Annotated in this window: 9 protein-coding genes; 2 read left to right on the forward strand and 7 right to left on the reverse strand. The window is 70.9% G+C overall.

Features of this window, described 5'->3' with window-relative positions; all coding sequences use genetic code 11:
- Nucleotides 1-219: 219 nt before the first annotated feature.
- The 6 genes from AB0D44_RS07065 to AB0D44_RS07090 all read right to left on the reverse strand — a co-directional run bounded on the left by AB0D44_RS07065 (nucleotide 220) and on the right by AB0D44_RS07090 (nucleotide 5,918).
- Nucleotides 220-1,527: a cation:proton antiporter gene (locus tag AB0D44_RS07065; RefSeq protein ID WP_362585587.1), complete on the reverse strand. Its 1,308-nt coding sequence runs from the start codon at nucleotides 1,525-1,527 to the stop codon at nucleotides 220-222.
- Between the two features lie 238 nt (nucleotides 1,528-1,765).
- Nucleotides 1,766-3,553 carry an ABC transporter ATP-binding protein gene (locus AB0D44_RS07070; RefSeq protein WP_362585590.1) on the reverse strand — a complete coding sequence of 596 codons (1,788 nt, stop codon included), beginning with the start codon at nucleotides 3,551-3,553 and terminating at the stop codon, nucleotides 1,766-1,768.
- A gap of 84 nt (nucleotides 3,554-3,637) precedes the next feature.
- Nucleotides 3,638-3,856 carry a hypothetical protein gene (locus tag AB0D44_RS07075; RefSeq protein WP_362585592.1) on the reverse strand — a complete coding sequence of 73 codons (219 nt, stop codon included), beginning with the start codon at nucleotides 3,854-3,856 and terminating at the stop codon, nucleotides 3,638-3,640.
- A gap of 501 nt (nucleotides 3,857-4,357) precedes the next feature.
- On the reverse strand, nucleotides 4,358-4,831 hold the full coding sequence (locus tag AB0D44_RS07080; protein WP_362585595.1) for an NUDIX hydrolase: 474 nt from the start codon (nucleotides 4,829-4,831) through the stop codon (nucleotides 4,358-4,360).
- 96 nt (nucleotides 4,832-4,927) lie between these two features.
- The gene (locus tag AB0D44_RS07085) at nucleotides 4,928-5,638 is read right to left on the reverse strand and encodes a PIG-L family deacetylase (RefSeq protein WP_362585824.1); all 711 of its coding nucleotides are present in this window, start codon (nucleotides 5,636-5,638) and stop codon (nucleotides 4,928-4,930) included.
- Between the two features lie 37 nt (nucleotides 5,639-5,675).
- A complete protein-coding gene (locus AB0D44_RS07090) occupies nucleotides 5,676-5,918 on the reverse strand; it encodes a hypothetical protein (RefSeq protein WP_362585598.1) in 243 nt (80 codons plus the stop codon).
- 365 nt (nucleotides 5,919-6,283) lie between these two features.
- On the opposite strand from AB0D44_RS07090, the gene AB0D44_RS07095 reads away from it, so the two are divergent.
- Together AB0D44_RS07095 and AB0D44_RS07100 are read left to right on the forward strand one after the other, a co-directional pair.
- Entirely contained in the window at nucleotides 6,284-7,714 is a 1,431-nt protein-coding gene (locus AB0D44_RS07095; protein WP_362585601.1) for a sulfatase, read from the forward strand.
- 81 nt (nucleotides 7,715-7,795) lie between these two features.
- Nucleotides 7,796-8,695, forward strand: coding sequence for a formylglycine-generating enzyme family protein (locus tag AB0D44_RS07100; protein WP_362585604.1), 900 nt, complete (start codon nucleotides 7,796-7,798; stop codon nucleotides 8,693-8,695).
- Nucleotides 8,696-8,782: 87 nt separating this feature from the next.
- Here the strand turns inward: AB0D44_RS07100 and AB0D44_RS07105 are convergent, their stop codons facing one another.
- Nucleotides 8,783-11,023, reverse strand: a complete 2,241-nt coding sequence (locus AB0D44_RS07105) for a sulfatase-like hydrolase/transferase (RefSeq protein ID WP_362585606.1) — start codon at nucleotides 11,021-11,023, stop codon at nucleotides 8,783-8,785.
- Nucleotides 11,024-11,236 lie beyond the last annotated feature (213 nt).

Below are 11,236 nucleotides of genomic sequence, written 5' to 3' on the forward strand. Positions count from 1 at the left end.
CGTGCGCCGGAGCCGCGGCGCACCGGCTGATGTCTTCACCCTCGCAAACTGCCGGGCCGGCCTGAATCCGTCAGGTGTCCGGCCACACCCCGTCAGGTGGCCGCCGGACACCCCGCCACCTGACGGGGCCCTGAGACGCCCGCGGCCGCCCTCCCACCCGCGAAAGAGTCACCGAACGCGATGATCGAGGGGCCGGGGGGAGTACCGCCGGCGCACCGGTCACGCTCGTTCCCGGCCGGCATCGGCCCGTGAGTGCGGCGGCTTGGTGAGTGGCGGGCCCGCGGAATCAGCGGCCGGGGACGAAGAAGGAGGAGGTGCCAGCAGCCGGGCCAGGGCCATGGAACCGCCGCCGTGGAGCAGGACACTGCCGAGCACGGCCAGTGTCATGGCATCCAGGGCGGTGTCGGCGAAGGAACCGAGCGGAAGAGCGTTGAACGCGAGCAGGCCGAACACGATCGAGGTGGTGCCCCGCGGTCCGAGCACGCCGACCATGAGCCGTTCGCGCCAGCTGAACCTGGAGCCGAGGAAAGCCAGCGCGATCGGCAGGATCCGCAGGATGGTGAGCGCAGCCACACACAGCAGGAAAACGGGCCAGTCGATGCCCTCACTCAGTGCGAGCACCACCGCGTTCCCGAAGAAGAACCACATGACCATGGTCATCATCGAGTTGGTGTCCTCGATGAGCTGGAAGTCCGAGGCGGCGGGAGCCTGAGCACCGTGCCGGCGGACCGGTGCCTGCCGTACGTACCGGAAGGCGATTCCGCACACGAACGCGGCCACGAAACCGTTCCCGTCCACCGCCACGGTCGTGGTGTAGGTGAGGAGCGGTGCGATGAGGACCAGGGTCCGCCTCGACTGCTCGGTCATCCAGTACGCACGGTCAGCCAGGTTCATCAGCCAGGCGACCAACGCCCCCAGCAGGGCGCCGACGGCGAGGGCTTTCACCGCGAACGGCACCGCTGTGGCCAACGCCTCCATGGGAGTACGCGCCTGGGACTTCGATCCGGCCAGGATCACCGCGAACAGGAAGAGGGGCGACACGATCCCGTCGTTGTAGCCGCTCTCCACGTTGAGCACGCTGCGCACCTTCTCCGGGATGCGTCGGTCGCGCACGAGGAGTTCAGCGGGGGCGAAGTCGGTCGGCACGATGATGCACGCGATCAACAGCAGCACCACCAGCGGCAGCCCCGGCAGCAGCCACGCCCCCAGCACGACCGTGAGGATCAGGCTCAGCGGAAGTGCCACCAAAAGCGCCCGGGCGGCCGAGCCGGGATCACGGCCGAACAGCCGCCCTCCCGGCAGCTCCGTGGCATCGACGAACAGCAGGACGGCGAGGATCACCTCCACCACACGCAGGGCGATCTCCGAGTTGAGCGCGCCGGCTATCTGGCTGTGAGAGAACACGCCCGTGACGCCACCAGCGAGCACCAGGACCATGGGCGCCCGCACGTGCCAGCCCTCCAGCCGACCGGCGACGAGCGACCACCCGGCCACCACCGCAGTGATCACGATCAGGACAAACGTCATCTGGAAACCCGCTTCAGGAACCTCGGAACTGGGAACGGCCGAACCCCTTTCCACCCGAGGCCGGCGGAAAGGAGCGGGGTGGGCGATCACCGGGAACGTCGCTCGCGGCCACGCCGGCGCTGCCCTCAGCCTCACGCGTCGTGTGGTGCACCGGTATCCGGCCGATGTCCGGCGTCACCCCGTCACATGGCCGTGCTGCCCCCGCCATGCGGCGGGGGCAGCCGGTGGGGCGCGCGTCTCACCCGGTGGGGCGCGCTGCCGGGAGCAGGAGCTGGGTCGCGGCGAGCTGTGCGTACAGCTCGTCCTCGGAGATCAGCTCCTCGTGGGTGCCGATCGCGCGGACCTTGCCGGCGTCCATGACGACGATGCGGTCCGCCTCCGTGACCGTGGACAGGCGGTGCGCCACCACCAGGACGGTGGTCTCCCGTGCCGTCTCGGCGATGACCTCCCGCAGCGCCAGCTCGTTGACGGCGTCGAGCTGCGAGGTCGCCTCGTCCAGGAGCAGCAGCCGAGGTGTGCGCAGGAGCGCGCGGGCGATCGCGACGCGCTGGCGCTCGCCGCCGGACAGTTTCGAGCCGCGGTGCCCGACCAGGGTGTCCACGCCGTGCGGGAGACGCTCGACGAGGGTGTCGAGCCTGGTCCGGACGAGGACGGCGTGGATGTCGTCGTCCGTCGCGTCGGGCGCGCTGAAGACCAGGTTCTCCCTCAGCGTGCCGGCCAGCACCGGCGCGTCCTGCTCGACGTACCCGATGACGGACCGCAGCTCGGACAGCGGCCAGTGCCGTATGTCCCGGCCGTCGACCAGGATCCGGCCGCCGGTCGTCTCGTAGAACCGCTCGATGAGCGAGAAGACCGTCGACTTGCCCGCACCGGAGGGCCCGACGAAGGCCGTCATCCCGGCGCCCGGCACCTCGAAATCCACCTGCTGGTGGATGCACGGCAGCCCGGGCCCGTAGCGGAAGGACACACCCTCGAAGCGGACCGAAGCCGGACCTACCTCGGTCCGCACCGGCCTGTATGTGGCCGGCGGCTCCGCGTCCAGACGGTCCACCTCCTTGATCCGGGAGATCGCGGCCGCGCCCTCCTGGTACGCGGAGGCGGCCTCGACCAGCTTGTACACCGGCTCCATCAGGTAGAACAGGTACAGCAGGAAGGCGATGAGTGTGGAGACGGGGATGTCCCCGGACGCCACCCGCGCCCCGCCTACCGCGAGCACCGCGAGGAATGCCAGCTGGACGGCGAGGTTGTCCGCCGTTCCCAGCAGGGCTTCCCACTTCGCGCCGCGCACGCCGTGGCGCCACGCCCGCCGGGCCGACGCCTCGACACGGGCGGTCTCCCGTTCCTCCGCGCCGGACGCCTTCACCGTGCGGAACGCGCCGAAGACCCGCTCCAGGCCGGTGGACATCTTCCCAACGGCCTCCTGCGCCCGCTCGGCGGCCTGTCCGATCTTCGGCATGACCAGGGCGGCGCCCACGGCGACGACCGCGACCACACCGAGCGTGACGCCGAGCAGGACGACGTCGAGGAAGGCCATCACCACGACCGCCGCAACCAGGGTGAGCGCCCCGGTCGCGGCGTTGACCACTGCCTGGGTGCTGACGGCCCGCAGCAGCGTGGTGTCGGAGGTCACCCGTGACATCAGATCACCCGGCTGCATCCGGTCCACCGCCGTCAGCCTCAGCCGCAGCAGTCGGCCGATCAGGCTGCGGCGAGCGGCCAGGACCACCGACTCCGCCGTCCGCTCCAGCACATAGGCGCCGAACGCCTCGGCCACCGTGCTCAGCAGCACCAGCACGGTCAGAGCCAGCAGAATGGAGGCGACCGTGCCGCCGGATGAGAGCCGGTCGACCAGCGCCTTCGTGGCCAGCGGCTGCAGCAGCCCGCCGGCGGCCCCCGCCAGCGCCAGCAGCAGACCGAGGACGACGGTCCACCGGTGCGGGCGGATGTACCTGTACAGCGCCTTGAGCGTCTCACGGACGCGCGGGGACTCGACATCCGTCGTCTCCGGGGCGGATGCGGTGTTCACAAGATTCCTTTCCTACGTGTTCTGCCGCCGACCACCGCGTCAGCGGCGGCGGGCATCGGCCCGCGCGGGGCCGTGGCGCTCGGCTCAGCGGGCCGGCTCGGCGGCCGTCGCGGCGCGGGTGTGCGCCACGGCGTCGCGGAGGTCAGGGCTGACGACGGCCAGACAGAGTCCGCTCGCCACCAGGGCCATGCCGAGGAACTCCCAGAGCGCGCTCCTGCGCCGCCCGGCGTTCCCCTGACCCCCTGCTCCGGCCGGCGGCCGGCCGGCAGTGTTGAGCTCCCGCTCCTGCGCACGCTGTGTCATGCCACCAGCCTGGGAGCCCAGGCCCCCCGTCGGCCATCCGGCGATCGTCGGGTAGACCCCCGCCAAGTGGCTGGAACCCCCTGCACACACTGTGACCGCTGGCGTACGAGGCCCACAGGGGTCTGCCGTCCACGGCGTACAGCACCACGTTGCGGTCCGTCTGTACGGCGAGCCGGTCGACGTCCTCGCCATGGGTATCGGTAGCCCACACCGGCCCGTCGTCGGGTAGACCACGAAGTTGCCGCCGTACGGAGCACGACCCGCTGGGTGCCTCGTGCACTCGAGCGTGTGAGTGGCCTACAACTCGCTTGCGTTCCAGACCCACGGACTCATGTGCTCAGTTCACGCGCGGACGGCGGATGTGGTTGCGTGGGCAGCACCCGAACTGTCCCACCTGGTGTGGCCAGTTCCGGGCCGGACCATGCTGCATATGCAGCGGAACAACGAACTGCTCCTCGTGATGCATGGCGCGAGAGCGGTCGATACGTTGAGCGAGGCGGCTCAGTGGTGATGGCCCGTGCGGAGCTGCGAGTCCAGCAGAGCAGTGATGGCCTCGACGTTGTCGGCCGCAAAGTCTCGGAGCTGTGGCGGCATGAGGACAATCTGCTGGATCGCCTCTGCAGTGAAGGGGATTCGGACGATGTCGTACCGGCCGCGCTCAGGCTTGGCGAACTCGGTGCCGGTCCGCGCGTCGAGGTTCATGTCCTCAAGGCGCGCGGCGAAGATGTGTTGGACGGCCACCCCGCCTTCCGTCGGTGTGCTGATCAGATAGACCAGTTCAGTCCTGCCCAACCTCCCGCCGATCTCCTCGAAAACCTCGCGGTGCAGCGCGTCCTCGAGGGAAGCGTCATCGTCCTCGACTCCGCCGCCGACTGTCACCCAGTACGGGGCCTGACCGGGTCTTGTCCGCTTGATGAGGACGAGGTCTTCGCCATCGAGCAGGATGGCGCGGGCACTGCGCTTGAAGATGGCCATGCCGTCTTCCCTTCGGTGCTGTCTACCGGTGGGTGGGGAGGCAACGCACGGGGGTGCCGTAGTCGTGTGTGCTGCCGCGGAATTGAACGGAATCGTTCAGCATGCCAGTTCGCTGAGGCCGTTGTACGTGGATCGGACGTCGTGGCGGATGAACCATTCTGTTCCCAGGGCCTGCTCCCTGTTCTGTGTCGGCAACCTGGTCAGCAGCCCCGTGAGCGAGCGGTCCCGTGCCGCCTCAGATTGGTGAGCTTGGATCGCGGCCCACTTCTGCCCGAGCCAACCGCTCACGTCGACCGTCGCGGTGATGTGCTCGTCCGGGACGCTCAGCACCTTCTTCCCCACCCGTGCCAGGAGCGGGCCCAGCTCGCCCACTCCTGAGTGCGGGTGAGTGGCCGCGTACAGGGCCTCGGGCTGCCACGGGGCTCCGGCATCCGGGTAGCGGTGTTCGAGGCCTGCGGCGTGGAATGCGAGGACGGTGGCCTGATGAGTGCGGATGTGATCGGGATGACCGGTCAGCTGGCCGTAGGCGTCGTGCGTGACAACGAGTTGAGGCTGCACAGCGCGGATGTGCTCGACGATGCGCCCCACCACCTCATCCAGCGGGGCGTCGCACAGCCGGGGCCGGCCGGGCGCGGAGTCGGGGATGCGGGCGTCTGCGAAGCCGAGCATCCGTGGCTTCCCGCCCTCCAGGATGGCCAGGGCGTCAGCGAGTTCGCCGGCCCGGTGGCTGTCGGGGGCCCAGGTGGCGGTGACCACGGCGGTCGCCGCGTCCGCGGCGGCGTGCTGGGCGAGGACTCCGCCGGCCAGGAGGGACTCGTCATCGGGGTGGGCGAAGACGGCGAGCTCAGCTGCTCAGCGCGGCGGGCCAGCTGGGGGGCGAGTTCGGGGTGTCCTCCGAGAGCGGCGACTTGGAGCAGCTGTGCGAGAGCGACCAGTTCCCAGTCCTGCCGGCCGGGGTGTCGAGGATGTGGGCGAAAGTGCGGCGGATCCGGGCAGCGGTGACGGGGACGGGGACGGTCAGGCTGTACGCGTGGAGAAGGCCGGTGTCGTAGCCGGCGGGGACGGCGCCCCAGGATTCCCAGTCCAAGACGGTCAGATGTGGCGGGCGCCCGAGGTCGTCAACGACGACTCGGCCGCCTGAGCACGCAGCCTGCGGGCAGGCTTTCCATTTCATCTGCCGTACATGGAACCGCGGTTCCGGTTCGCCTAGTCTCATCGCCATGGCAGCAGGAATCCTCACTGCGCGCCGCCACGTCGACCAAGGGCGTCTGGCGAGCGCCCTGTGTACGGTCGCCCGGGCGCGCTGAACGCGCCTTCCTCCCCCCACGGGATCCCCACCTGGCGCCCCAGCCTGACTCCCGTCTCTTCCCCTTCCGCACCGCAGTCGGCGGCTTCCGGCCGCCCGCCCTGCCGTGCCTCCATGCGCCGACGCACCCAGGAGGAATGGACATCATGAGCGAGAACAGCGACAACAGCGACAACAGCGAGAACAGACGGTCCCCGGTGAGCCGCCGCGGCTTTCTCGGCGGCGCCGCCGCCGTGGCGGCCGCCACCGCCGTACCCGCCCTCGCGCAGGTCGCCGGAGCCGGCCCCGCCGCTGCCGCCGGCCGCCCGAACATCCTGCTGATCGTCACCGACGACCAGCCCAAGCACACCGAGTGGGCCCTGCCCAAGACCGTCTCCTGGCTCGCCGACCACGGCGTGAAGTTCACCAACGGCCACGTCACCACCCCGCTGTGCGCGCCGTCCCGGTCCAGCGTCTTCTCCGGCCGCCACGCCCACAACCACGGCGTCCGCAACAACGGCGCCTCCCACGCCCTCGACCAGAGCACCACCGTGCAGAGGTACCTCAAGCAGGCGGGCTACCGCACCGGCCTGTTCGGGAAGTACCTCAACTCCTGGACCCTCGCGGACAACCCGCCGCACTTCGAGGAGTTCGCCCTCCTCCAGCCCGGCTACGTCGACGCCCAGTGGAACGTCAACGGCACCGTCCAGACGATCAACGGCTACACCACGAACATCATCAAGAACCGCACGCTGAACTTCCTCGACAAGGCCGCCACCGACACCAGGCCCTGGTTCGCGTACGTCACCCCCTACGCCTCCCACGGCCCGCGCACCCCCGAGGCGAAATACGCGGGCACCCCCGTACCGGACTGGAACGGCCGGCCGTCGGTCCCGGAGAACGACCGCAGCGACAAACCGGCGTACATCCGGAACGCCACCGGCACCCTCGCCGACGGTCAGGCCATCCGCGCCGAGCAACTGCGCACGCTGCTCTCCGTCGACGACGCGGTGCAGGCCTTCAAGGACAAGCTCCAGGCCCTGGGCCAGCTCGACAACACCCTCGTCATCTACATCGGCGACAACGGCTTCAGCTGGGGCGACCACGGCTGGACCGCCAAGTCGGTGCCGTACCGCCCTGCGCACGAGGTGCCGTTCTACCTCTCCTGGCCGGCCGGCGGCCGCGGCGCCGGCACCCAGGACAATCGCATCGTCGCCAACATCGACATCGCGCCGACCATCCTCGACGCGGCGGGCATCACCTCCGCCGCACCCCAGGACGGCCGCTCCCTGCTCTCCTCCCACAGCCGCGACCACTTGCTGGTGGAGTGGTGGAAGCAGGGCACCGGCACCGGCGGGGCACCGACCTGGTCCTCGTACGTGGCCAAGGACAAGCAGTACACCGAGTACTACGACCTGACCACCGACGCGAACGGCACCGTGTCCGGCACCGGCCAGGTCAAGTTCCGCGAGTACTACGACCTGGCGGGCGACCCGTACCAGCTGGCCAACAAGCTCTACCAGGCCACCCCCGCCGAGGAGCAGGCCCTCGGCATCCCCGCCTTGGCCGCCCAGCTCGCCGCCGATCGCGTGGCCTGACCCGTACACCCGCACCGCCGGCCGGGCGCCCGTACCGCGAGGCACGGGCGCCCGGCCGCCCACCGTCCCGACGGAGCCGTCATGCCCGCTTGCTGCACCCCCGGCCACGCCCACGCGCCGACGCTCACCCTTGCCCCACCGCCCCCCACACCCCCGCCCTCCCGCGTGGCCCGGCAGCTGCTCAGCCTGCCCGGCGGCAGCTTCCTCATGGGCACGGACGACCCGGAGGGCTTCCCCGCGGACGCCGAGGGGCCGGTACGCGAGGTGGCCGTGGAGTCCTTCCGTATCGCGGCCACGGCCGTGACCAACGCCCAGTTCGCCACCTTCGTCAAGGCCACCGGCCACACCACCGAGGCCGAGCGCTTCGGCTTCTCCTTCACCTTCGGGGCGTTCCTCGCCGAGGAGGTCGCCGCCGTCTCCCCGTCCGTCGCGGCCGTCCCCTGGTGGCGGGCGGTGGAAGGGGCCAGCTGGCGCCACCCCGAAGGGCCGGGCTCGCACGTCACCGACCGGCAGAACCACCCCGTCGTCCACGTGTCCTGGCACGACGCCCAGGCATACTGCGACTGGTCCGGGACCCGCCTGCCCACCGAGGCCGAGTGGGAGTACGCGGCACGCGGCGGCCTGGAGCAGTGCCGTTACCCGTGGGGAGACGAGCTCATGCCCGACGGCCGCCACATGTGCAACATCTGGCAGGGCGACTTCCCGGTGCTCAACACCGCCGCCGACGGGTACGCGGGCACCGCGCCGGTGAAGTCCTTCCGGCCCAACGGCTTCGGGCTCTACAACACCGTCGGCAATGTCTGGGAGTGGTGCGCGGACTGGTTCACACCGGGTGAGGAGACCGCACGGGCGATGCGCGGCGGTTCGTACTTGTGCCACGACTCCTACTGCAACCGCTACCGGGTGGCCGCACGCAGTTCCAATACGCCCGACAGTTCGACCGGCAACATCGGGTTCCGGGTGGCCGCCCACCCCGCGTAATCCGGTCCGACGGTCCCACGCATGCCGGAGAGGCCGTTCCGGGAGCGACGCTCCGGAACGGCCTCTTTGGCCTGTGGGCTGGAAGGTTCACGCGACCGTGACGTGGGCCAGGGCCCAGGAGGTGTGGTCGAAGGACGTGCGGTTGTTGGCGTCCTCGACCACGAGGCGCAGGACACGTACCCCGCGGACGTCCAGGTCGACGCGGACCGGGCCGGTGGCCGCGGTGAGCGTGGGGGTGGTCAGCAGCAGGCGGTCGTCGCCGTAGACCTTGGCCCGGGTGGCACCGGCGCTGCTCTGCTTGGCGGAGAAGTCGTCGATGCCGACCAGAGAGGTGAACCGGACGGCGCCACCGCCGAGGTGGTAGGCGATGTCGCTGGGCGCGTGGACGCCCAGGCCCTTGGGGTACGTCGTACCGCCGAAGGAGATCAGGGGGCCGTCGCCGGCGGCGTTCTTGCCGTTGGAGGCGTCGCGCTCCACCGGCCCCCAGCCGTTGGCGGCGCTGATCCAGGTGAGGTCGGAGAGGTACGAGTCGCGGACGGGAGCGGCCGGCGGGGTGGGGACGGTGCCCGTAGCCGGGTAGCGGACCGGCCCGGACGGAGTGTCGGCGGTGCCTTCCGCGGTGAACGCCCACGCGGTCGCCGGAGTGGCGTTCGCGGGCGGGGTCGCCTGCCAGGAGGCGGTGAGGCGACCGCCCGCCGCGAGCTGGTCCGCCGTGGCCGGGGAGGCGGGGGACACGGTCCAGCCGGTGGGGGCGCGCAGGGCGAGCGCGGCGTTGGTCCAGGACCGTGCGGAGCCGTTGTCCAGGGTGGCGGTCACGGTGAACGCCTCACCGGGGACGGCCAGAGCGGGCAGGGTCAGCCGCGTGCCGAACGCTCTGCGGGGATAGGTGTCCTTCCAGGACGAGCGCATCAGCGCCACGAGTTCGCCGGCCTTGGCCGAGTGCTTGTCGATGACGTTACGGGTCTCGCCGGGATCGGTGGCCAGGTCGTACAGCTCCACCTGCCACTTGTCGTCGGGGAGGTTGTGGTCCCGCTCGGGGGCGAAGCGGACGGCCTTCCAGTTGTCCCGGCGGACCGCCTCGGCCAGCCACGTGGCGCGCTTGCCGTCCTGCGCGTTGGCCCGGCTGGTGACGCCCCACTCGTCGCGGAACCAGTACAGGTGTCCGTGGCGGGCCGAGTCGGCGCTGCCGGCGAGCAGGGGAGCGGCGGACAGGCCGTCCACATCGGTGGGGGAGGGTGCGCCTCCGAGCTCGGCCAGGGTGGGGAGCACGTCGGTCAGCGGGGTCGGACGGTCGCTGGTTCCCTGCCTGACGCGGCCGGGGCCCCAGGCGATGAGCGGGACCCGTACGCCGCCCTCGTAGAGGTTGCGCTTGTAGCCGCGCAGCGGGCCGTTCGCGTCGAACAGGTCGGGGTTGACCCCGCCCTCCTCGTGGGGGCCGTTGTCGCTGGTGACGAGGACGACGGTGTCCTGCTCCAGCCCGCGGGCGCGCAGCCGGTCGACCACCTTGCCGACCAGCGCGTCGAAGTAGCTGACCTGGGCCGCGTGCCCCGTGTTCGCGGCCGTCCAGCCGCGATCGGCGTACGCGCTGGTGTCGGGTGCGTCGCTGGGGGCGTGCGGGACGTTCGGGGTGAGCAGCAGCAGGAAGGGCTCGGCGGCGTGGGCGTCGATGAACTCCAGGGCACGCTGCTCCAGCAGGTCCGGGGCGTACACGGCCTTCGCGCCGCCGCCGTTGGCCGGGATGGGCTCCTTGACGTCGTTGTGCCACAGGTACTCGGGGTAGTACTCGTGGGCGTGGCCGTGGGTGATGTAGCCGTAGAACTCCTCGAACCCGCGGGCGGCCGGATGGCTTTCCTGGCCGGCGGCCTCCGGTCCGAAGCCCCACTTGCCGATGACGGCCGTCCGGTAGCCGCGGGCGCGCAGCACCTGGGCGAAGGTGGTGTCGGCGGCGGTGAGCGACCCCTGGCCACCGGACGAGGGATTGGCGCGCACCGTGGCGTGGCCGGTGTGCAGTCCGGTCAGCAGGGAGCAGCGGGAGGGGGCGCACACGGCGGCGGTGGAGTACGCGTCGGTGAAGCGCAGTCCCTCGGCGGCGAGCCGGTCCAGTCGGGGTGTGCTGATCAGCTTCTGGCCGTAGGCACCGAGTTCTCCGTAGCCGAGGTCGTCGGCAAGGACGACGACGAAGTTCGGTGGCCTGCCGGCCGGGCCGTCCGCCGCCTCTGGGACCGCCACCGAGGCCGCCGCCTGCTCTGACCCGCCGACGGTGGCAGTGAGGGTGGTCAGACCGAGCACGGCGGACGAACCGGCCAGGAAGGTACGGCGGCTGGACATGGGTGACTGCTCCTCGAGGGCGGCTGCGGGTGGTCAGCCGATCATGGATCGGCGAACCGAACCTGTTCCATGCACAGGGCATGAAGAACATGTGTCGGCGCCCGGCGCCGCGGAGCCGTTTCCTTCGCTCGCCGCCGGCGCACCCGTCGGCGAGCCGGACGCCGCCACCGTCCCCGTGCCCTGCCGGTGTCCCATGGCATCGACGATGAACGC

Origin of the sequence: Streptomyces sp. NPDC048349, assembly GCF_040651925.1 — a bacterium.
GTDB lineage: Bacteria > Actinomycetota > Actinomycetes > Streptomycetales > Streptomycetaceae > Streptomyces.

What these genes read in the sequence shown, in the direction of transcription:
- AB0D44_RS07065 (WP_362585587.1), bottom strand. Translation starts at nt 1,527, where the DNA reads ATGACGTTTGTCCTGATCGTGATCACTGCGGTGGTGGCCGGGTGGTCG.
- AB0D44_RS07075 (WP_362585592.1), bottom strand. Translation starts at nt 3,856, where the DNA reads ATGACACAGCGTGCGCAGGAGCGGGAGCTCAACACTGCCGGCCGGCCG.
- AB0D44_RS07080 (WP_362585595.1), bottom strand. Translation starts at nt 4,831, where the DNA reads ATGGCCATCTTCAAGCGCAGTGCCCGCGCCATCCTGCTCGATGGCGAA.
- AB0D44_RS07095 (WP_362585601.1), top strand. Translation starts at nt 6,284, where the DNA reads ATGAGCGAGAACAGCGACAACAGCGACAACAGCGAGAACAGACGGTCC.
- AB0D44_RS07100 (WP_362585604.1), top strand. Translation starts at nt 7,796, where the DNA reads ATGCCCGCTTGCTGCACCCCCGGCCACGCCCACGCGCCGACGCTCACC.
- AB0D44_RS07105 (WP_362585606.1), bottom strand. Translation starts at nt 11,023, where the DNA reads ATGTCCAGCCGCCGTACCTTCCTGGCCGGTTCGTCCGCCGTGCTCGGT.